The sequence below is a fragment of the Streptomyces sp. NPDC021080 genome, assembly GCF_044333225.1.
Classification (GTDB): domain Bacteria; phylum Actinomycetota; class Actinomycetes; order Streptomycetales; family Streptomycetaceae; genus Streptomyces.
This window is the reverse complement of record NZ_JBIRQM010000005.1, coordinates 283,918-305,379: the sequence shown is the minus strand read 5'-3', so window position 1 is coordinate 305,379 and position 21,462 is coordinate 283,918. Positions and strand designations below refer to the sequence as shown.

The following is a 21,462-nucleotide window of genomic DNA, read 5'->3' as shown; positions in this document are numbered from 1 at the left end:
GGAGGGGACATGCGCGAGCCGATACGACTGGGCACGGGAATCGGATGGCGGCCCGAGATCGCCGAGGCCGTGGAGAACATGCCCGGCATCGACTGGGTGGAGGCGGTCGCGGAGAACGTGTGCCCCGGCCACCTCCCGGCGTCCCTGCTGCGGCTGCGCGAGCGGGGCGTCACGGTGGTGCCGCACGGGGTCTCCCTGGGCCTCGGCGGCGCGGACCGGCCCGACGAGACGCGGCTGACTGCCCTCGCCGAGCGCGCCGAGGCGCTGGGCTCCCCGCTCGTCACGGAACACATCGCGTTCGTCCGGGCGGGCGGCCCGCTCACCGCGTCACCGCAGCTGGAGGCCGGGCACCTGCTGCCGGTCCCGCGCACCCGGGACGCGCTGCACGTCCTGTGCGAGAACGTCCGCGCGGCCCAGGCCGCGCTGCCCGTCCCCCTCGCCGTGGAGAACATCGCCGCGCTGATCTCCTGGCCCGGCGAGGAGATGACCGAGGGTCAGTTCCTCTACGACCTGGTCGACCGCACCGGCGTCCGGCTGCTCATCGACGTGGCCAACCTGCACACCAACCACGTCAACCGCGGCGAGGACCCCGCCAAGGCGCTCGGCGAACTGCCCGTCGAGGCGATCGCGTACGTCCACGTCGCCGGAGGCTTCGAGCGTGACGGCGTATGGCACGACAGTCACGCCCATCCCGTCGCACAGCCCGTGCTCGACATCCTCGCCGACCTCGCGTCCCGGGTGACCCCGCCGGGGGTCCTCCTGGAACGGGACGAGAACTTCCCCGAACCGGCCGAACTGGAGCGGGAGCTGACCGCGATCCGGGGGACGCTGGAGAAGGCGGGGGCCACGGCCCGGGCGGCCGGGCACGGTACGCCCGCCCCGGCGGGCGGCCGGGGCGTCTCTCCGACGGCCGCCGGGGAGACGGGCGCCGCACCGGCCCCGGACCCGGGCGGCCCTCCGGCCGCTCCCCCGACCACCGCACCGGCGTCCCGGACACCGGACGACGCCGGGTCAGTGCCGGGCGGGACGCCCGGCACTGACCCGCGCGCCGGCACCGGGAGTGCCCCTCGGCAGCGCGTGGCGCTGGCGCAGGCCGCTCTGCTGTCCGCGCTCGTCGCCGGGACCCCCGCTCCCGAGGGCTTCGACCGCACCCGCCTCGGGGTGCAGGCACGCGCCCTCGCCGCCAAGCGGGCCGACGTCGTGGCGAAGGTGGCCCCGGAGCTGCCGGAGATCCTGGCCGACGGCTACCGCCCCGCGTTCCTCGCGTACGCGCAGCGGCGGCCCATGACCGGCGGCTACCGCCGCGACGCCCTGGACTTCGCCGAACACCTTCTGCTCGCGGGGCTCCCGGAAGGCGCCCGGACGCGGCGGTTGCGCGACTGGTGGCTGGAGCGGTCCGGCCCGGCCCCGCTCCCGGGGCACCCCCTGGCCCGACTGGCCCGCGCCACCCGCAGGACACTGCTGCGCCGCTGAACGGCGTGCCGAACGGGTGCCCGCCGCCGCACCGTGCCGGACCCGCCGCGGCACCCGCCCCGTCGCACCGCCCGTCCCGTCGCACCACCGCATCACCGCACCCGAGAAAACGGAATGTCACATACCGGCAACGGCTCCGTCCCACATAGTGGGTGGAGCATGGCGCCCACCCGGCCCGTCGCATAGAAAAACGCCATGTTCTGGGTTCTTCTCCTGCTCCTGGCCTGGGTGGCCGCCGGTGTCTCCTGCGCCCGCCTGTGCCTGGCCGCGGTCCACGCGGCCGAACTCGACGCCGACGCCGGGCGCGGGCACGATCTCACGCTGTACGAAGCCGCGTTCCTGTCCGGCGGCCCGGCCCGGGTGGCCGACCTGACCCTGGTGTCGATGGCCCGTCAGCGCCGCCTGCTGCTCGCGCACACGGGCTGGGCCACGGTCGTCGACCCGCGCGGGCGCGACGACATGGAGCGTTCGGTCATCGGAGCCATCGGCCCCGAGGGCCAGTCCCGGATAGCACCGCTGCGCGCGGCCACCGCGGCCGCCGACTCGGTACGCCGTCTCGCGGACCGCCTGGTCGCCGCCGGCCTCGCCGTCCCCGACGGAGCCCGTACCACCGTCGCGGGGGCCGTCCGACAGGTCCGGGCCGCCGCTGCCGCCGTCCTCGTCCTGGGCGCCACCGCCCTGCTGCTGCCGGGTCAGACCCCGGGCAGCGACGTCCCGGTGGCCGTCTGGTTCCTGCTCCCGCTCATCCTGACGGTGAGCTGTCTCGCCATAGCCCGGATCGAGGTGCACCCCTGCACCCGCTGGGCCTCCCCCGCCGGGCAGCGGCTGCTCGGCACCCTGGCCGGGCACTCCGACGCGTCCGGTGACGACCGTACGTACCTCACGTCCGTCGCCGTACGCGGCATCCGCGCGATCGGCGAGCCGGAACTGCGGGCGGCCCTGGCCCACCGGGACCGCAACACGGCCTGACGGGAGGCTCACCGGCCGAGGGCGAGCCGGGGGGTGAAGTGCGCGCCCGGGGGGGCGCATCGGGGTCATTGGCGCCGACACCGGCAGGCGGTGCTTTACTTCGCCCGCCGCCGAACGAAGCATCCTTCTGTCGCTGCCGTGCGCCGAAGGGATTCGCGATGAGAGCTGCCGTCCTCCACGGAACCGCCGGGTCCTTGCTCCTGACCGGCCTCGTCGCCGCTCCGGCGGGCAGCGCCCCGGCCTGGCCCGGAGCGGTCGGCTCCGCCGAGGCGCGGGGCACCGTCGTCGCCGCCCGGCGCGCCGCCGCCGCGGGCATCCGCTTCGGCGCGTGCCCCAAGGAGGAGCATCTGCCCTCCAGCCTGCGGTGCGGCACGGTCACCGTGCCCCTCGACTACGCCCTCCCCGACGGCAAACGGATCAGACTGACCGTCAGCCGCATCAGGGCCACCGGCAAGGACCCGCACAACGCGAAGCACAGGGTGCCGCGCCAGGGCGCCCTCGTCTACAACCCCGGCGGTCCCGGCGCCTCCGGCATGTTCTTCCCGCTGATCGGCTACCTGCCCGAGTGGAAGCGGATCGGAGGCGCCTACGACCTCGTCGGCTACGCCCCGCGCGGTGTCGGCCGGTCGGCGCCGCTGTCCTGCCGGGACCCCGAGCACCCGCCGAAGCCGCTCCTGCAGTCCCCGGCCGTCCCCTCGGAGGCGTTCAAGAAGGCGCGGATCGCGGAGGCGAAGGCGTACGCCCGCGGCTGCGCCCGGCGTTCGGGCTCCGCCCTGCGCCACTACACCTCGCTCGACAACGCCCGCGACCTGGACGTGCTGCGCGCCGCGCTCGGCGAGCGGAAGCTGACCTTCATGGGTGCCTCGTACGGGACGTACTTCGGCGCCCTGTACGCGACGCTGTTCCCCTCGCACGTACGCCGGATGGTCTTCGACTCGGCGGTGAACCCCGCCCCCGAGAAGATCTGGTACCGGAACAACCTCGACCAGTCGGCCGCGTTCGAGGGCCGCTGGGCGGACTTCCGCGCGTGGACGGCCCGGTACGACAAGGTGTACGAGCTGGGCCGCACCCCCCAGGAGGTGCAGCGCTCCTACGACAGGGCGCGGGCCCGGCTCGCCGCCTCGCCCGCGGGCGGCACGGTGGGGCCCGCCCAACTGCAGGGCGCGTTCCTGCAGGCCGGGTACTACGACGACTACTGGCCGCAGCGCGCGCTGGCGCTGTCCGCCTATCTGAAGGGTGACCCGAAGCCGCTGATCCAGGTGGCGGGACCGCATCCGGAGGCCGCCGCCGAGCAGGAGAACGGCAACGCGGTCTACACGGCCGTGGAGTGCAACGACGCGCCCTGGCCGACCGACTGGCGCACCTGGGACCGTGACAACACCCGTCTCGCGCGGGTCGCCCCGTTCGAGACCTGGGACAACGTGTGGATGAACCTGCCGTGCGCGTACTGGTCCGCGCCCCGGCAGAAGCCGCTCGACGTACGGGCCCTGCCGGGCGAGCTGCCGCCGACGCTGATCCTCGCCGCCGAGCGGGATGCGGCGACGCCGCACGAGGGTGCCGAGGAGCTGCAGCGACGGCTGGGGGGCTCGGTGCTGGTGACCGAGAACGGCGCCGGTACCCATGGGATCGCGGGCGGCCCCAACAAGTGCGTCAACGGCTATCTCGACGCCTATCTGCTGGAGGGCCGGCTGCCCGAGCGCAACGCCGGGTGCGCCCCGCACCGGGAGCCGGTGCCGCAGGCACCCGACAGCCGTGCCCGGAACACGAAGGGCGGCAAGGGCGGCGAGGGACGGCGGGCCACCTGACGCGGAGCGCGGAAACATGAAGGCGGGCGTCCCCTCTCGGGGGCGCCCGCCTCGTGTTGTGCCGGGACCGTCAGGCGAGGCCCGCGACCAGGTCGGCGACGTCCTTGCGACGGCCGGTGAAGAACGGGACCTCCTCGCGGACGTGCATACGGGCCTCGGAGGCGCGCAGGTGGCGCATGAGGTCGACGATGCGGTAGAGCTCGTCGGCCTCGAAGGCCAGGACCCACTCGTAGTCCCCCAGGGAGAACGAGGCGACCGTGTTGGCGCGCACGTCCGGGTAGCCGCGGGCCATCTTGCCGTGGTCGGCGAGCATGCGGCGACGGTCCTCGTCGGGCAGCAGGTACCAGTCGTAGGAGCGCACGAAGGGGTAGACGCTGACGTAGTTGCGCGGCGTCTCGTCGGCGAGGAACGCCGGGATGTGCGAGCGGTTGAACTCGGCGGGCCGGTGCAGCGCCATGTTCGACCAGACCGGCTCCAGGGCGCGGCCCAGCTTCGTGCGGCGGAAGAGGTTGTACGCCTCCTGCAGCTGGTCGCTGGTCTCGGCGTGCCACCAGATCATGACGTCGGCGTCGGCGCGCAGCCCCGAGACGTCGTAGGTGCCGCGGATCGTCACGTCCTTGGCGGCGAGCTGGTCGAACAGCTCCTGGACCTCGTCGGCGTAGCCGGTGCGGTCCTCGGGGAGCACGTCCTTCAGCTTGAAGACCGACCACAGGGTGTAGCGGATGACCTCGTTCAGGTCCTTGGCCAGCTTGCCCTTGTTCGGGACCCTGCCGGACTCGGTGGTGGGGGCGTCGTCACTCATGGTTCCTATTCTCCTGCTCCGCCGTGCAGACTCTGCACCGGGTTCGCGGTGAGCTCCTGCACACCGCGCGTGTCTCCGCCCAGCCGGTCCACCGCGGCGTACGCGCTCGCGATGCAGGCCGGGATGCCGACGCCGTCGTACTGCGCGCCGCACACCGCGAGGCCCGGCAGCTTGGCGACCTCGTCACGGATGCGGGCCACGCGCGCGTGGTGGCCGACCGGGTACTGCGGCAGGCCGTCGTCCCAGCGGGTGACGCGGGTCCGGAGCGGCTCGGCGTCCAGGCCGGTGGCCTCGCGCAGGTCGTGCCGGGAGACGTCGACGAGGTGGGCGTCCTCCCGCTCCAGGATCTCCGTCTCGCCGTACCGTCCCACGGAGGTGCGCAGCACCAGCACGTCCGGGTCCTCGTCGGCGATCCAGCCCCATTTGCGGGAGGCGAAGGTCGACGCCTTGATCGTGCGGCCGTCGACCGGCGGCACCAGGAAGCCGCTGCCCTCGGGCAGGGAGACGCCGGTCCGGCGGTAGGCGAGGGTGACCAGGGCCATGGAGGCGTACTCGACCGTGCGGAGTTCGGCGGCGGCCGCGGGCGACTCGGCGCCCAGCAGCGCGGCCGCGACCGGGGCGGGGACGGCGACGACCACCGCGTCGGCACGCAGGACGCGCTCACCGGCGACCACCTGCCAGCCCGTGGGCGCCGTCCGGCGCAGTTCCGTCACCGGTGTGCCGGTGAGGATCTCGCCGCCGCGGGCCGCGACCGAACGCGCCACGGCGAGCGGCAGCCGGCCCACGCCGCCCTCGATGCCCATGAAGACCGGCCCGGTCTGCCCGCTCGCGGCCGCCTTGGCCTGGATCTCCCGGACCGCCTCCGTCAGCGAGTCGTGGGTCCGCGCGGCCTGGAAGAGCTGCGGGACGGCGGAGCGCATCGAGATGCGGTACGCGTCGCCCGCGTAGACGCCGCCCAGGAGCGGCTCGACCAGACGGTCGACGACCTCGCGGCCGAGACGGGCCGCCACGTACTCCCCGACGGCCACGTCGTCGCCGACCTCGGTACGGGGCAGTTCGGCGTCGCGCTCGATGCGGGCGAGGCCCTCGTCCGACAGGACACCGGCCAGGGCGGCGGAGGTGCCCGGTACGCCCATCACATGGCCCTTGGGCATCGGGCGCAACGCACCCCGGGTCCAGATCGAGGCCGTGGCGGTGGCCGGCGGCCGCAGGCTGTCGGCCAGGCCCACCTCCCGCGCCAGGTCCACCGCCTCCGGGCGGCGCGCCAGCATGGACTCGGCGCCCAGGTCGACCCGGACGCTCGCGATCTCGCCGGGAAGCAGCTTGCCGCCGACCCGGTCCGAGGCCTCGACGACGGTCACGCGTGCGCCGCGCCCGAGCAATCGGTGCGCGGCGGCCAGCCCGGCGATGCCGGCCCCGATGACGACGACGTGCCCCGTACCCGATGCGCTCATGACTCCACCCTCTCAGACCCCACCGGCCCTCCCGCCAGGGCCATGCGGCCCCTTCGAGTCCCGACCGTGACCGCATCGGGACCGGAACCCGCCAACGTCCCGCACCCCTCCGGCGTCGAAGAACCGTCAGTCGTCACCACCCTGGGGGTAGGCCCACATGCGCACACACAGTTCCGGACGTCCGGTCCGGCCCATGTCACCCGTCCGGCCCGTCTCGTCCACGCCGTCCGCCTCGTCCGTGTCGCCGGTGCGTGCCGGCCGGGTCATGGCGGGGATGTTCCTCGTCGCCTCGCTCGCGCTGGCCGGGTGCGGCGCCGCCGACGACGCGGGGAGCTCGAGCGACAAGGCGGTCGCGCGGAGCGCCGGGGACGCGAACGCCGCTCCCGCGGAGCGGGCGGACTCGGGGGCGGCGGGCAGCGGGGCGTCGAACGGCCGCAAGACGGCCGCCCCGCCCAAGGTGACCGTGAACAGCATCATCCGTACCGCCTCGCTGACCGTCGTGGTCAAGGACGTTCCCGGGGCACTGGACGACGCCCGCACGGCGGCCGAGAGCGCCGGCGGCTACGTCGGCGACGAGACCACCACCCGTGACGGGCACGACCACGAGCGCACGCGGGTCGTCCTGCGGGTGCCCTCCGAGCGGTACGACCAGGTGCTCGCCGATCTGGAGGGTGCCGGCAAGGTCGTCGAGCGGACGGCCAAGGCGCAGGACGTCACCGATCAGGTCGTGGACGTGGACAGCCGCGTCAAGTCGCAGCGCGCCAGCGTGGCCCGGGTCCGCGAACTGATGGACAAGGCGACCAAGCTCAGTGATGTGGTGGCTCTGGAAGGGGAGTTGAGCACCCGTGAGTCCGATCTGGAGGCGCTGCTCGCCCAGCAGGCGTCGCTGAAGGACCGCACGAGCCTGGCCACGATCACGCTCACGCTGTCCGAGACGCCGGTGAAGAAGGCCGAGAAGAAGGAGTCCGACCCGGGCTTCCTCGACGCGCTCTCGGGCGGCTGGAACGTGCTGGTCACCGTGGTGCGCTGGCTGGCCCTGGCCATCGGGGCGGTGCTCCCCTTCGCGGTGGTCCTGGGCCTGATCGCCCTGGTGTGGACGCGCGGGGTGAGTCCGCGGCTGCGCCGCCGCCAGGCCCCGGCGGTGGCTTCGGGACCGGCCGACGGACCGGCCGAAGGTGCGCTGCCGGCCCCTGTTCCGGCCGCACGCCCGGCTTCCGGACCTGCCTCCGCGGCACCCTCCGGCCAGGCGTCCGCTCCGGCGGCCGGCGCCGCTTCGAAGGGCGGGGAGGAAGACTGAAGTGCCGGGCCCCCGTAGCGTGTTCGCATGAGCATGAGCAGCCCGAGCGGCGCGATCGACACCGGTGGTACGAGTGGGACGAGCGGTGCGGGCGGTGGGCGCGGTGCCCGGGAACGACTGGTCGTGATCGGGGGTGACGCGGCGGGCATGTCCGCCGCGTCACAGGCCCGCCGGCTGCGCGGTCCTGACGAGCTGGAGATCGTGGCGTTCGAGCGGGGGCACTTCACGTCGTACTCGGCGTGCGGCATCCCGTACTGGGTGGGCGGCGACGTCCCCGACCGCGACCGGCTGATCGCGCGGACCCCCAAGGAACACCGGGAGCGCTCCATCGACCTGCGGATGCGGACGGAGGTCACCGAGATCGACGTCGCGGGCGCCCGGGTGCGCTCCCGGGACCTCGAGACCGGGGCCGAGGAGTGGACGCCGTACGACAGGCTCGTCATCGCGACCGGCGCGCGTCCGGTCCGCCCCGAACTGCCGGGCGCCGACGCGCCGGGCGTGCACGGCGTGCAGACCCTCGACGACGGGCAGGCCCTGCTCGACACGCTCGCGAGGACCGAAGGCCGCCGGGCCGTGGTCGTCGGCGCGGGCTACATCGGCGTGGAGATGGCCGAGGCCCTCATCAACCGCGGGTACGAGGTGACCGTGGTCAACCGCGGCAAGGAACCCATGGCCACCCTCGACCCGGACATGGGCCGCCTGGTGCACACCGCCATGGAGGGCCTCGGGATCACCATGGTCGGGGACACCGGGGTCACCGGGTTCCTCACCGGTGACGACGGCCGGGTCCGCGCGGTCGTCACCGAGGACGCCACGTACCCGGCGGACGTGGTGGTGCTCGGCATCGGCGTCCGCCCCGAGACGTCGCTGGCCCGCGCCGCCGGGCTGCCGCTCGGGGAACACGGCGGCCTGCTCACGGATCTGTCGATGCGGGTGCGCGGGCACGAGGACATCTGGGCGGGCGGCGACTGCGTCGAGGTGCTCGACCTGGTCTCGGGGCGCGAGAGGCACATCGCGCTGGGCACCCACGCGAACAAGCACGGCCAGGTCATCGGCTCCAACGTGGCCGGCGGATACGCCACGTTCCCCGGCGTCGTCGGCACGGCGGTGAGCAAGGTCTGCGATCTGGAGATCGCCCGCACCGGGCTGCGCGAGAAGGACGCGCGCCGGGCGGGCCTGAAGTTCGAGACCGTCACCATCGAGTCGACGAGCCGTGCGGGCTACTACCCGAACGCCGCCCTCATGACGGTGAAGATGCTCGCGGAGCACCGCACGGGACGGCTGCTCGGCGTGCAGATCGTCGGCCGGGAGGGCGCGGCGAAGCGCGTGGACATCGCGGCGGTGGCGCTGACCGCGGGCATGACGGTGGAACAGATGACGATGCTGGACCTCGGCTACGCGCCGCCGTTCTCCCCGGTCTGGGACCCCGTCCTGGTGGCGGCCCGCAAGGCGGTGACGAAGGTCCGCCGGGGAGCCCGGTGACACGCCCGGCACCCGGGCCGTCGAGGTGACGCGCGGTGCACCCGCCGTCCCGGTGACACGCACGGCGCCCTGCCGTCCCGGTGACGGGCGGCAGGCCCACCGTCCCGGTGACGGGCGGCGCACCGCGTACCCGGCCGGCGGGCCGGTGGCCGTACCCCGGTCGGCGCCGGACAGGCCCGGTGCCCGCCGGGACAGCACCCGGCGGGCCGGGGCGGGATCCGGCGGGCCGCGTGTCCGTCAGGCGGACTCGTTCCCGGCCGACCCGTTGATGCGGTCTATCGCCTGGCGGGCCTGCTCCGCCGCCGGGCGGGGCGGCAGGGAGGAGACCGAGCCGGCCGCGGTGACCGCGGGCGGGGTCTGGGCCGGCTTCGCGTGTGCCGCCGGCCGGGAGGACCGCAGGCGATGGCTGACGGCCTCGTCCAGGGTCACGGGCCGCTGCATCCGGGCCGCGAGCCGTCCGGCCTCCTGGCCGAGCGCGGCGACGTCCTCCCAGGGGAGGTGCAGCACCAGGGCGATTTCCGCCTCGCCGTCGGGCAGAGCATGCATCGGAGGAGTAACTCGGTCGCTCATGGCCTGTGTCCTCACGTCTTCACGTCGTCGTACCCCTCACGTCGTGGGCGCGACGCGAGGGGCTGAGGAGTCATACGGCCGCGGGGGCACATGTGTTCAGTGCGCGCGGTGGGAACCGCCCCGGCGGCCAGGCCGGCCGGGTGCCCGGCCGAGCCCGGTGCGGCGCGGATTCACCCCGCGCTTCGAGGGCAGTAGTTCCTCGTGGTCATTCCCGTCCATGACGTGAACCCGGTGCGGCGCACGCCTTGTGTGACGTACGCGCTGATCGCCGCCAACGTGCTCGTCTTCCTCTACACCCCCGGTCTCGCCGGATCGGTGGCGGGCGACAGCGCCCTGTCGCAGCTGTGTCATCTGCACGCGTTCATGGACCACTACGCCGCCATACCAAGGGAACTGATCCATCATCAGATGCCGCGTCTGGTGCCCACCGGCGAGGTCGGCGGCGGTCCGCACGGGTCGGGCTGCGTGCTGGGCCCGCCGGGCTACACCAAGTCGCCGCCGCTGTCGGTGCTCACGGCGATGTTCCTGCACGGGAGCTGGCTGCACCTGCTGGGCAACATGCTCTTCCTGCTGATCTTCGGCAACAACATCGAGGACCGGCTCGGCCATGTGCGCTTCACACTGTTCTACGTGGCCTGCGGTTTCGCGGCGGCGTACGGCTTCGCCCTGGTGAACGACGACTCGGGCGACCCGCTGATCGGCGCCTCGGGGGCGATCGCCGGGGTTCTCGGCGCGTATCTGGTGCTGTATCCGAGAGCCAGGGTCTGGGTCCTCGTCCCGTTCCTGGTGTTCCTGCCGCTCCGGCTGCCCGCGTGGCTCGTGCTGGGCTTCTGGTTCGTGCTCCAGGCGGCGTACTCGTCCGGCGCCGCCGTGCCCACCGCGGGCACCGTGGCGTACGCGGCGCACGTCGTCGGTTTCCTGGCCGGCATGCTTCTGGCCTGGCCGCTGCGTCCGGGCACCCCGCCTCCGCCCGAACCGCGCCGCCTGCTGTGGGGCAGACAGGCGCGGCACGGCTGGTGAACCGGCCGGGTGCCTCGTCCGGCGTCCGGGGAAAAGGCGCCGGCCGGTCCGCGGACCGGCCGGTGACGGGCTCTGGCGGCGGGCTCCAGCGGGCCGTCCGCGTGTGGCTCTAGCGGGCGGTCTGCGTGTGGACGTACTCCACCAGACGGCTCAGCACGTCGGGGTCCATGCTCGGCATGACGCCGTGCCCGAGGTTGAAGACGTGGCCCTCCAGACCGGCGGCGGCGTCGAGCACCTCGCGGGTCTTCGCCTCGATCGCCTCGGTGGAGGCGTACAGGACCGCGGGGTCGAGGTTGCCCTGGAGCGCCTTGCCGGGGCCGACGCGGCGGGCGGCCTCGTCGAGCGGGACGCGCCAGTCGACGCCGACGACGTCCGCGCCGGCCTCACCCATGAGGCCGAGCAGCTCGCCGGTGCCGACGCCGAAGTGGATGCGCGGCACGCCGTAGGAGGCGACGGCGTCGAAGACCTTGGCGGAGGCGGGCATCACGGAGCGGCGGTAGTCGGCGGGGGCCAGGGCGCCGACCCAGGAGTCGAAGAGCTGGACGGCGCTCGCGCCGGCCTCGATCTGCACCTTCAGGAAGGCGGAGGTGATCTCGGCGAGACGGTCGAGCAGATCGGCCCACAGCTGCGGGTCGCTGTACATCAGCGCCTTGGTGTGCTCGTGGTTCTTGGACGGACCGCCCTCCACGAGGTAACTCGCGAGGGTGAAAGGCGCGCCCGCGAAACCGATGAGCGGGGTCTCGCCGAGTTCGGCCGTCAGGAGCCCGATCGCCTCGGTGACGTACCAGACGTCCTCGGGGGTCAGATCACGCAGCTGGGCCAGGTCGGCACGGCTGCGGATCGGGTTCTGGACGACCGGGCCGACGCCCGGCTTGATGTCCAGGTCGACGCCGATGGCCTTCAGCGGGACCACGATGTCGCTGTAGTAGATCGCGGCGTCCACGTGGTGCCGGCGGACCGGCTGGAGCGTGATCTCGGCGACCAGCTCGGGCCGCGTGCAGGACTCCAGCATGGGGATGCCCTCGCGCACCTTGAGGTACTCGGGCAGCGAACGGCCGGCCTGCCGCATGAACCACACGGGCGTGTGCGGCACGGGCTCGCGCCTGCACGCCTTGAGGAAGGCGGACTCGTACGTGGCTGTCGGCTGCTGCCCGGCGGGGCTGTGGTTGGCGCTCACGACGGAAAGTCTCCCACGCCGCGCGGGCACCGCCGCCCCGGGCTCCGATGCGCCCTTTGCCCCCGCTCCGGCCCCGCGGACGGCCCGCCCGGCCTGCGGCGCCCGCGTGGCGTGATCCGGACAGGGGTCCCACGCACGGGTGTCTCTCCCTGCGCGCGGGCTCCGTTCCCCTTAATCTTCCCGGCATGGCTGCGGCTCAGGGACGACTGTCGGACGGCGCTGGCGGAATGGACGACGCGAGGGAGAAGAAGGAGGAGGACAGGAATGCGGCGGAGACGGCCCCGTTGCCCTTCCGGGCGGCCGTCGACGCGCTGAAGGCCGCCCGGCTGCGGCCGGACATCGAGATCGACCCGACACGACCACCACAGCGCCTGGCTCCGTACTCGTACGCGCTGGAGGCCGCGGTCGTCGCCGACGACGAGGACCTGGCCGACGGCCGCCTCGTCCTGCTGCACGACCCGGCCGGGCACGACGCCTGGCAGGGCTCCTTCCGTCTGGTGACCCTGGTCCGCGCGGAGCTGGAACCGGAGATGGCCGCCGACCCGCTGCTCCCCGAGGTCTGCTGGTCGTGGCTGACCGGCGCGCTCCAGGCCCGCGGCCTCTCGTACGGCGAGCCGAGCGGCACCGTGACCCGCGCGAGCTCGCACTATTTCGGCGGGCTCGCGGAGCGCCCGGCCGCCTCGCAGATCGAGATCCGCGCGTCCTGGACGCCCCGGGAGGGGCTCGGCGGCGTACCGGACACCGCCGCGCACCTCGCCGGCTGGTGCGACCTGCTGTGCCAGGTCGCCGGACTGCCGCCGGTGACTCCGGGCGACGCCTCGGTGGTCACCCTGCCGCAGCGCCGGGGACCACAGTCCCGCTGACCCCCTCGAGGGCGCGCGCCGACGCGCGCGCCCTTTCCGTTTCCTTACCGGGCGGACGCCGATCCGGCCGTTTCCTTACCGGGCGAACATCGATCCGGCCACTTTCGGCCGCGTATCGACGCGGAACGACTCGGTTCGATCTTCGGATGATCGATCGCGTGTCCGAATTGCACGGATTGTTACTCACCCCATCGTGATCATTCCCTAAAGGTCGACAGGTTTGATGCCGAAGACGTCTGTGACCTTGAAAGCACGGTTCGTCCTGGCTCGCCCCCAGAGCCGGTCCCGTCCCGCACCCCAGGAGGCCTGGTGTCCGTTCTCCTCGAGCAGCCCGCAAGCCTGGTCGCCTACCGCCCGAACAAACCGACCGCCATGGTGGTCGTGGCCGACCCCAGGGTCCGCTCCACCGTCACCCGCCATCTGTGGGCGCTCGGAGTGCGCGACGTCATCGAGGCGTCGTCCGTCGCGGAGGCCCGTCCCCGAATCGGCAACCCGCGTGACATCTGCGTCGCCGACGTCCACCTGCCGGACGGTTCCGGCCTCACCCTCCTTTCCGAGACCCGAGCCGCGGGCTGGCCCAACGGCCTCGCCCTCTCCGCCGCCGACGACATCGGCGCCGTGCGCAACGCCCTCGCGGGCGGCGTCAAGGGCTACGTCGTCACCGGCACCCGTACGAACGTCGGGCTCCCCGCCCGGCCCGGCGCCGCGCCCATCGGCTCGGCCGCCGCCCGTATGCACCGCCGCCCCCCGGGTGCCCCGAGCCACCCGGGCGGCTACCGCGAACTGTCCGGACGCGAGGTCGAGGTCCTGCGACTGGTCGCGGAGGGCCAGTCGAACAAGGCCATCGGCGTCTCCATGGGCCTGTCCGCGCTGACCGTCAAGAGCCACCTCGCCCGCATCGCCCGCAAGCTCGGCACGGGCGACCGTGCCGGGATGGTCGCGGTGGCCCTGCGGACCGGAATCATCCACTGACCCCTCCCCCGATGCCCTGCCCCCCGACACCGGCCCGGCCCCTCCCCGCCTCCCGGCCCCGGACCGCTTCCCCCCGCGCGTGAACCGCGCCTTGCGCCGACCTGACTGGTTTACGACCATCCGACGCCCGTCGACGGAACGTTCCGTCGACGGGCGTCGTCCATGCACGGATACCCTTGACAGGTGACCGACGCCCAAGAGACCGCAGCAGACAGCTCACTGCGAACCACCGGAGGCGCCCCTCCGGACGACGTCGAACCGGCGCCGACCCCCTTGCTCGAGCCCCGGGAAGGCATCCCCCCGGTGATCGCCGACGACGCCGCCCTCGCCGAGGTGATCGCCGCCTTCGCCGCCGGCACCGGCCCGGTGGCCGTCGACGCCGAGCGCGCCTCCGGGTACCGCTACGGCCAGCGCGCCTATCTGGTGCAGCTGCGCCGCGAGGGCGCGGGCAGCGCGCTCATCGACCCCGTCGCCTGCCCCGACCTGTCCGGCCTAGGCGAGGCCGTCTCCGGAGCCGAATGGGTCCTGCACGCCGCCACCCAGGACCTGCCCTGCCTGCGCGGGATAGGCATGATCCCCACCAGCCTCTTCGACACCGAGCTGGCCGGGCGCCTGGCCGGGTTCCCCCGGGTGGGCCTCGGCGCGATGGTCGAGAGCGTCCTCGGCTTCGTCCTGGAGAAGGGGCACTCCGCCGTCGACTGGTCGACGCGCCCGCTGCCCGAGCCCTGGCTGCGCTACGCCGCGCTCGACGTGGAGCTGCTGGTCGACCTGCGCGACGCCCTGGAGAAGGAGCTCGACCGGCAGGGCAAGCTGGACTGGGCCCGGCAGGAGTTCGACGCCATCGCCCAGGCCGAGCCCGCGCCGCCGCGCAAGGATCCCTGGCGCCGTACGTCCGGGATGCACAAGGTGCGCCGCCGCCGCCAGATGGCCGTCGTCCGGGAGCTGTGGGAGACCCGGGACCGGATCGCCCAGCGCCGGGACATCTCGCCCGGCAAGGTGCTCGGGGACGCGGCGATCGTCGAGGCGGCGCTGGCCGTGCCCGCCAACCTGCACGCCCTGGCCGCCCTGAACGGCTTCGGGCACCGCATGGGCCGGCGCCAGCTGGAGCAGTGGCAGGCCGCGGTCGACCGCGCGAAGGAACTGCCGGACGCCGAGCTGCCGCAGCCCGGACAGCCGGTGACCGGTCCGCCGCCGCCGCGGGCCTGGGCCGACAAGGACCCGGCGGCCGCCGCCCGGCTCTCCGCCGCGCGGGCCGCGGTGTCGGCGCTGGCCGAGCGGCTGAACATGCCGCAGGAGAACCTGATCACCCCGGACACCGTGCGGCGCGTGTGCTGGGAGCCGCCCAAGACGCCCGACACGGAGTCCGTGGGCGCGGCGCTCACCGCCTGCGGGGCGCGCCCCTGGCAGGTCGAGCTGGTCACTCCGGCTCTGGTGACCGCACTGTCGGTGAAGGCGGCCTAGGCCCCTCACCCGTCCGGACCACCACCCCGGCAAGGAGCGCGACGCCCGGAGCGGCCGGAATCCGGAACGGACCGGGCAGCCTTCGCCGGGGCGGCGGTCTCCGGGACCTCCCTCTCCAGGGCAGCCTTCCCCCGGGCGGCGCCCCCGCCGGGCGGCCCTCCCCAGGGCGACAGTTTCCAGGGCGGCGCCCCCGCCGGGCGGCGCTCCCCTGGGCAGCCCTTGCCGGGGCCGCGGGCTTCCCCTCGGCTCGGCATATCAGTGCGGCGGGATGCGTCCGTATGCGGCGCGCACGCCGCGCGTACAGCTTCCTTCGGGCGCTTCCGGTGCTTCCGGTGCTCCCGGTGCTTCCGGTGCTTTTGGGCACTCCAGCCGCCCCCCGGCACTCCCACGCCCGGGCCGTTCCGCACGCCCCGCGTGTTCCTCGTACCCCCGCGCGTTCGGCGTCCCGGGGGCGTCTCCCGCCCCCGACGCGCCGGTCCACGGCGGGCGGGTTGCGCCGAACGGGTTCCCGGAGCGGGTCCGACCCGCCGAACGGGCGACGAGATCACGCCAAGATCGGGGCCGCCCCGGCGCGACCCGCTCCCCGCGCGCCGGGCCCTCGCGCAGCGCCGTCGCGGCAGGCCGGACGGCCCCGGGCGGACTGCCCGCCGCGACAGCCGTCACGGCCGGGCCCGGGGCGGCGGGCCGGTGCCGGACGCCCGCGCCCGCGCGGCCGGGCCGGAACACGCAGGCCTTCCGGATGTGACCTTCGCCGCTCCCGCGCCCGGGACTGGGCAGGTTGGTTACTCGTAAGTAGCATGGGTGCTGAGCGCGCGCTCAGGCGTGTGTCGCGCAGCAGTGCCATCCCGCATCTGGAGGAGAGCCATCGTGCCTCGTACCGTCAGGGACGTCGTCTTCGTCGACGGCGTCCGCACCCCGTTCGGCAAGGCGGGCCCGAAGGGCATCTACCACGAGACCCGCGCCGACGACCTCGTCGTGAAGGCCATCCGGGAGCTGCTGCGCCGCAACCCCGGTCTTGACCCCAAGAAGATCGACGAGGTCGCCATCGCCGCGACCACGCAGATCGGTGACCAGGGTCTGACCCTGGGCCGCACGGCCGGCCTCCTTGCCGGACTGCCGCAGTCGGTCCCGGGTTACTCCATCGACCGTATGTGCGCGGGCGCGCTGACCGCCGTCACCAGCGTCGCGGGCTCCATCGGCTTCGGCGCGTACGACGTCGTCATCGCCGGCGGTGTCGAGCACATGGGCCGTCACCCCATGGGCGAGGGCGTGGACCCGAACCCGCGGTTCGTCAGCGAGAAGCTGGTCGACGAGTCCGCCCTGTTCATGGGCATGACCGCCGAGAACCTGCACGACCGCTACCCGACCATCACCAAGCAGCGCGCCGACGAGTACGCCGTGCGCTCGCAGGAGAAGGCCGCCAAGGCGTACGCCGACGGCAAGATCCAGCAGGACCTGGTGCCGATCTCGGTGCGCAACACCAACCCCGCCGCCGGTGAGACGGGCTGGGGCCTGGTCACCGCCGACGAGCCGATGCGTCCGGGCACCACGCTGGAGAACCTGGCCGGCCTGAAGACCCCGTTCCGCGTCCACGGCCGGGTCACCGCCGGCAACGCGGCCGGTCTGAACGACGGTGCGACCGCCTCGATCATCGCGTCCGAGGACTTCGCCCGCGAGAACAACCTGCCGGTCAAGATGCGCCTGGTCTCGTACGCCTTCGCGGGCGTCGAGCCGGAGGTCATGGGCTACGGCCCGATCCCCGCCACCGAGAAGGCCCTCGCCCAGGCCGGTCTGTCGATCGAGGACATCAACCTCTTCGAGATCAACGAGGCCTTCGCCGTCCAGGTGCTCGCCTTCCTGGAGCACTACGGCATCGCCGACGACGACGCGCGCGTCAACCAGTACGGCGGCGCCATCGCCTACGGCCACCCCCTCGCCTCCTCCGGCGTCCGTCTGATGACGCAGCTGGCCCGCCAGTTCGAGGAGCACCCGGAGGTCCGTTACGGCCTCACCACCATGTGCGTCGGCTTCGGCATGGGCGCCACGGTGATCTGGGAGAACCCGCACCACAAGGACGCCGGAGGCGACAAGTGAGCACCGCTGAACTCCTCAAGGGAGCGGCCGAGCTGTTCCCCGACGAGGTCGTGACCTCGGCGAACGTACGCCACCTCGACCTGCCGTTCGGTGCCGGGCGCTTCGCGCTCATCACCCTCGACAACGGCTTCGACCACACCAAGCCGACCACCTTCGGCCCCGCGTCGCTGGCGAACCTGGACACCGCCATCGACCAGGTCGAGCGGGAGGCCGCGGCCGGCGAGATCGTCGGTATCGGTGTCACGGGCAAGCCGTTCATCTTCGCGGTCGGCGCCGACCTCAAGGGTGTCGAGCTGCTGAAGAACCACGACGACGCGCTCGCCATCGGCAAGGGCGGCCACGAGGTCTTCAAGCGCCTGTCGGGCCTCGCGGTCCCGACCTTCGCGTACTACAACGGCGCGGCGATGGGCGGTGGCGTCGAGGTCGGTCTGCACTGCTCGTACCGGACCGTCTCCGCGGCCCTGCCGGCGTTCTCGCTGCCCGAGGTCTTCCTCGGTCTGGTCCCCGGCTGGGGCGGCTGCACGATCCTGCCGAACCTGATCGGCGCGGACAAGGCCGTCTCGGTGATCATCGAGAACTCGCTCAACCAGAACAAGCAGCTCAAGGGCGCTCAGGTCCACGACCTCGGCATCGCCGACGCGCTCTTCGAGGGTGCGGACTTCCTGGAGCAGTCGCTGCTGTGGACGGCCTCCGTCCTCAAGGGCGAGATCGCCGTCGAGCGTCCGGAGATCGACCGCGGCGAGGCCTGGGACCAGGCCGTCGCGCGTGGCCGCTTCATCGCCGACAGCAAGGTGCACGGCGCCGCCCCGGCCGCCTACCGCGCGCTGGACATCATCGCCGCGGCCAAGGACGGCGACCTGCAGAAGGGCTACGACGCCGAGGACGTGGCGCTCGCCGACCTGATCATGGGTGGCGAACTGCGCTCCGGCATCTACGCCTTCAACCTGGTCCAGAAGCGCGGCAAGCGCCCGGCCGGCGCGCCGGACAAGTCCCTCGCGCGTCCGGTCACCAAGGTCGGCGTCGTCGGCGCGGGCCTGATGGCCAGCCAGCTCGCCCTGCTCTTCCTGCGCCGCCTCGAGGTCCCGGTCGTCCTCACGGACATCGACCAGGAGCGCGTCGACAAGGGTGTGGGCTACGTCCACTCCGAGATCGACAAGCTGCTGCTCAAGGGCCGCGTCAACCAGGACAAGGCCAACCGCCTCAAGGCCCTGGTCTCCGGTGTCCTGGACAAGGCCGAGGGCTTCTCCGACGCGGACTTCATCATCGAGGCCGTCTTCGAGGAGATCGGCGTCAAGCAGCAGGTGTTCGCGGAGGTCGAGGCGGTCGCCCCGGCGCACGCGATCCTCGCGACCAACACCTCGTCCCTCTCCGTGTCGGAGATGGCGTCGAAGCTGAAGAACCCCGAGCGGGTCGTCGGCTTCCACTTCTTCAACCCGGTCGCGATCCTCCCGCTGCTCGAGATCGTGCGCGGCGAGAAGACGGACGACGCCTCGCTGGCCACGGCGTTCGCCGTCGCCAAGAAGCTGAAGAAGACCGCGGTCCTCACCAAGGACGCCCCGGCGTTCGTCGTGAACCGCATCCTGACCCGCTTCATGGGCGAGATCCAGAACGTCATCGACGAGGGCACCCCGGTCGAGGTCGCGGAGAAGGCGGTGGAGCCGCTCGGCCTGCCGATGTCCCCGCTGGTCCTGCTCGAACTGGTCGGTCCCGCGATCGGTCTGCACGTCTCGGAGACCCTCAACCGGGCCTTCCCCGACCGCTTCACGGTCTCCCCGAACCTCGCGGCCGTCGTCAAGGCGGGCAAGCGCGGCTTCTACGTCTACGACTCCGGCAAGCCGGAGCTGGACCCCGAGGTCGCCGCCCTCCTCAAGCAGGGCGACGTCGTCCTGACCGAGGAGCAGGTGCGGGACCGGGTCCTCGACGCGGTCGCCCAGGAGATCGGGCTCATGCTCGACGAGGGCGTCGTCGCCGAGGCCCAGGACATCGACCTCTGCCTGATCACCGGCGCGGGCTGGCCCTTCCACCTGGGCGGCATCACGCCGTACCTGGACCGCGAGGGCGTCTCGGAACGCGCGACGGGCAAGCGGTTCCTGCAGCCGGGACTGGCTTCGGTTCCGGAGTAACACCTTCGGCACACCGAGGGAGCCTCTGCGCAATTCGCGCAGAGGCTCCCTTTTTTGATTCCGGATACACATCTCTTCACAAGACCTCCACCCGACGTTCACTTGATCGACGCGGCCAGTTACAATCTCCTCAACTCCCCGACAAGGAAGTCGGGTCGGCATTGGCACAGAAGCGAGCAAGGCTCTTCATGGACACGGCACTTCCCAAACTTTCACCGAACCTCGCCACTGCGGACCGGCGAACCATGGTGAACGAAACCGACACATCCGGTGCCGTTCCGGTGGAGTATCGCTTTCGTGCCGCAGAGGGCGATACCCGTCATCTGGTCGTGATCTTCTCGGGACTTGCCGCACCCAACGGCTACCACTACGCGGGTAAATCGACGGCCGGACTGCGTGCCAACGTCCTGTGGATCAAGGACGATTTCGACGGGCATTACAGCTACTACATGTGCCGCGCGATGAACTTCGACATCGAGGCATCTGTTCACCGGCTCATCGAGAAGACCATGACTGACCTCGGTCTGACCCGGGATCAGGTAAGCCTTCTGGGTGTTTCCAAGGGCGGCAGCGCGGCTCTCTACTACGGTTTGAAGTACGGCTACCGGAACATCCTGGCCGTCGTTCCGCAGTTCCTGGTCGGAAGCTACGTCCGGAACCAGGAGTTGACGGGCCGGTACATCCTCGGCGAGGACATGCCCCAGGACCACGTGGACGCGCTCGACGACGCCATACCCGGGATGCTCAGAGAGCAGGGCGGGCAAGGGCACAACATCTATCTGTTCACCTCCGAAGCCGACGTGCAGTACGCGACGGAGATCAGTCCCCATCTCGACCATTTTTGGGCCTGCGAGAACTTCAACCTGATCCGGACCCAATCGGAACTCGTACGGCAGCACGGAGAGGTCTCCGGCTACAATCTCCCGCTCATCGTGGGCGTCCTGTCCGCGCTGTCCGAGGGCGCCGAACCTCGCCTGGGCCTCCTCGAGAACGGTGACACCCAGACGGACGCCACAGAACGGCGGCGTCACCTGGCCGAGTTGCGCGCCTCCGACGCACTGACCGCCGTCCTCGTCAAGCACGAGATCCGTGGCAGCAACCTGCTGATGAGCGGCGAGGCGTTCATCCCGGGACAGTCCCTCTACGGCGACTTCCCGACCACCAAGAGCCTGATCGTCGAAGGGGACGCGAACCACTGGGAGTTCCCGCTGGCGACGACCGGAGCGAAGTACACCTACAGCCGTTATTTCGACCGGTTCGCACGCGACTACGCGGACGGCGGATTCGAACCGAAGGCATCGGCCGGTATTTCACTGCGTGAGATTCCGAGCGGTGCCTACGACCTCTCGGTTCGGGTGGTAAGCCCCGTCGAAGGGATCGACCGTCGAACTACCCTCGTGGCACGACGGCCCTTCGGTGTTCGGCGGCCGCACGGCGGACACGAGATATCGCTCGTCGGGGACGAGAAGCGGGTACGGCTGATGCGTCGGCCCATCATCGGGCATTTCTCCAAGGAAGCTGTGTTCTCCATGGAGGAGAGTTGGCTGGAGAACCGGAACCTACACGTCGAAGGAGTGTTCTTCGTGCACGGTGTAGAGGCGAACTCTCCGAAGCACAGCACGTACTACCTGGTGCTGCGCGGCACAAAGTCCACCCTTTCCTTCCGGCTCGGCAAGTCCTACCGGCCGGAGGAGGTCAGCCCCCATGTCAGGCGCGGCGACTTCGGCACGTATGACTACGCCTACTTCGCCACCTCGGGCTACAAGGGTGTCGCCCTTCCGAACACCGCGTCCGGTGAATACGAGATGTTCGTCTCGATGAGCACGGGCGGCGCCCTGTTCTCCGCTGCGGCCGGCACCGTCACCATTCCCTGATGAACGGCCGCCGCCCCGTCGCCGAC

The 21,462-nt window shown here is 72.3% G+C and carries 17 protein-coding genes; 12 read left to right on the top strand and 5 right to left on the bottom strand.

Going from position 1 to position 21,462, the window contains the following annotated elements; all coding sequences use genetic code 11:
* Positions 1–9: 9 nt before the first annotated feature.
* From ACH4S8_RS14545 to ACH4S8_RS14535, 3 genes are all read left to right on the top strand, one after another.
* On the top strand, positions 10–1,473 hold the full coding sequence (locus ACH4S8_RS14545; RefSeq protein WP_398393631.1) for a DUF692 domain-containing protein: 1,464 nt from the start codon (positions 10–12) through the stop codon (positions 1,471–1,473).
* A gap of 195 nt (positions 1,474–1,668) precedes the next feature.
* Positions 1,669–2,442 carry a TIGR04222 domain-containing membrane protein gene (locus tag ACH4S8_RS14540; RefSeq protein ID WP_398393629.1) on the top strand — a complete coding sequence of 258 codons (774 nt, stop codon included), beginning with the start codon at positions 1,669–1,671 and terminating at the stop codon, positions 2,440–2,442.
* 158 nt (positions 2,443–2,600) lie between these two features.
* Positions 2,601–4,247, top strand: coding sequence for an alpha/beta hydrolase (locus ACH4S8_RS14535; protein WP_398393627.1), 1,647 nt, complete (start codon positions 2,601–2,603; stop codon positions 4,245–4,247).
* A 70-nt stretch (positions 4,248–4,317) separates the two neighbouring features.
* Here the strand turns inward: ACH4S8_RS14535 and hemQ are convergent, their stop codons facing one another.
* The 3 genes from hemQ to ACH4S8_RS14520 all read right to left on the bottom strand — a co-directional run bounded on the left by hemQ (position 4,318) and on the right by ACH4S8_RS14520 (position 6,770).
* On the bottom strand, positions 4,318–5,049 hold the full coding sequence (hemQ, locus tag ACH4S8_RS14530; RefSeq protein WP_398393625.1) for a hydrogen peroxide-dependent heme synthase: 732 nt from the start codon (positions 5,047–5,049) through the stop codon (positions 4,318–4,320).
* 5 nt (positions 5,050–5,054) lie between these two features.
* Positions 5,055–6,503: a protoporphyrinogen oxidase gene (gene hemG, locus ACH4S8_RS14525; protein ID WP_398393623.1), complete on the bottom strand. Its 1,449-nt coding sequence runs from the start codon at positions 6,501–6,503 to the stop codon at positions 5,055–5,057.
* Between the two features lie 126 nt (positions 6,504–6,629).
* The gene (locus ACH4S8_RS14520) at positions 6,630–6,770 is read right to left on the bottom strand and encodes a hypothetical protein (RefSeq protein WP_398393621.1); all 141 of its coding nucleotides are present in this window, start codon (positions 6,768–6,770) and stop codon (positions 6,630–6,632) included.
* Here ACH4S8_RS14520 and ACH4S8_RS14515 point away from each other — a divergent pair.
* Positions 6,769–7,800 carry a DUF4349 domain-containing protein gene (locus ACH4S8_RS14515; RefSeq protein WP_398393619.1) on the top strand — a complete coding sequence of 344 codons (1,032 nt, stop codon included), beginning with the start codon at positions 6,769–6,771 and terminating at the stop codon, positions 7,798–7,800. The genes ACH4S8_RS14520 and ACH4S8_RS14515 overlap by 2 nt on opposite strands.
* Before the next feature lie 33 nt (positions 7,801–7,833).
* Positions 7,834–9,282 carry an FAD-dependent oxidoreductase gene (locus ACH4S8_RS14510; protein WP_398394104.1) on the top strand — a complete coding sequence of 483 codons (1,449 nt, stop codon included), beginning with the start codon at positions 7,834–7,836 and terminating at the stop codon, positions 9,280–9,282.
* A gap of 237 nt (positions 9,283–9,519) precedes the next feature.
* On the opposite strand, the gene ACH4S8_RS14505 is transcribed toward ACH4S8_RS14510, so the two are convergent.
* Entirely contained in the window at positions 9,520–9,852 is a 333-nt protein-coding gene (locus ACH4S8_RS14505; protein WP_398393617.1) for a hypothetical protein, read from the bottom strand.
* A 201-nt stretch (positions 9,853–10,053) separates the two neighbouring features.
* Here ACH4S8_RS14505 and ACH4S8_RS14500 point away from each other — a divergent pair, with 201 nt between their 5' ends.
* Positions 10,054–10,872: a rhomboid family intramembrane serine protease gene (locus ACH4S8_RS14500; protein WP_398393615.1), complete on the top strand. Its 819-nt coding sequence runs from the start codon at positions 10,054–10,056 to the stop codon at positions 10,870–10,872.
* Positions 10,873–10,981: 109 nt separating this feature from the next.
* On the opposite strand, the gene hemE is transcribed toward ACH4S8_RS14500, so the two are convergent.
* On the bottom strand, positions 10,982–12,049 hold the full coding sequence (gene hemE / locus ACH4S8_RS14495) for a uroporphyrinogen decarboxylase (RefSeq protein ID WP_398393613.1): 1,068 nt from the start codon (positions 12,047–12,049) through the stop codon (positions 10,982–10,984).
* Between the two features lie 185 nt (positions 12,050–12,234).
* Between hemE and ACH4S8_RS14490 the strand changes: the two genes are divergently transcribed.
* The 6 genes from ACH4S8_RS14490 (at position 12,235) to ACH4S8_RS14465 (ending at position 21,436) form a co-directional block, all read left to right on the top strand.
* The gene (locus ACH4S8_RS14490; RefSeq protein WP_398393610.1) at positions 12,235–12,912 is read left to right on the top strand and encodes a DUF3000 domain-containing protein; all 678 of its coding nucleotides are present in this window, start codon (positions 12,235–12,237) and stop codon (positions 12,910–12,912) included.
* A 309-nt stretch (positions 12,913–13,221) separates the two neighbouring features.
* The gene (locus ACH4S8_RS14485) at positions 13,222–13,884 is read left to right on the top strand and encodes a LuxR C-terminal-related transcriptional regulator (RefSeq protein ID WP_398393608.1); all 663 of its coding nucleotides are present in this window, start codon (positions 13,222–13,224) and stop codon (positions 13,882–13,884) included.
* Between the two features lie 183 nt (positions 13,885–14,067).
* Positions 14,068–15,345, top strand: a complete 1,278-nt coding sequence (locus ACH4S8_RS14480; RefSeq protein ID WP_398393606.1) for a ribonuclease D — start codon at positions 14,068–14,070, stop codon at positions 15,343–15,345.
* 867 nt (positions 15,346–16,212) lie between these two features.
* Positions 16,213–17,439 carry a thiolase family protein gene (locus ACH4S8_RS14475; RefSeq protein ID WP_398393604.1) on the top strand — a complete coding sequence of 409 codons (1,227 nt, stop codon included), beginning with the start codon at positions 16,213–16,215 and terminating at the stop codon, positions 17,437–17,439.
* Positions 17,436–19,562 (top strand): 3-hydroxyacyl-CoA dehydrogenase NAD-binding domain-containing protein, encoded by a 2,127-nt coding sequence (locus ACH4S8_RS14470; RefSeq protein WP_398393602.1) that lies wholly within the window; start codon positions 17,436–17,438, stop codon positions 19,560–19,562. The genes ACH4S8_RS14475 and ACH4S8_RS14470 overlap by 4 nt, the downstream gene beginning before the upstream one ends.
* Before the next feature lie 281 nt (positions 19,563–19,843).
* Positions 19,844–21,436, top strand: a complete 1,593-nt coding sequence (locus ACH4S8_RS14465; RefSeq protein WP_398393600.1) for a hypothetical protein — start codon at positions 19,844–19,846, stop codon at positions 21,434–21,436.
* The last annotated feature ends 26 nt before the right edge of the window (positions 21,437–21,462 follow it).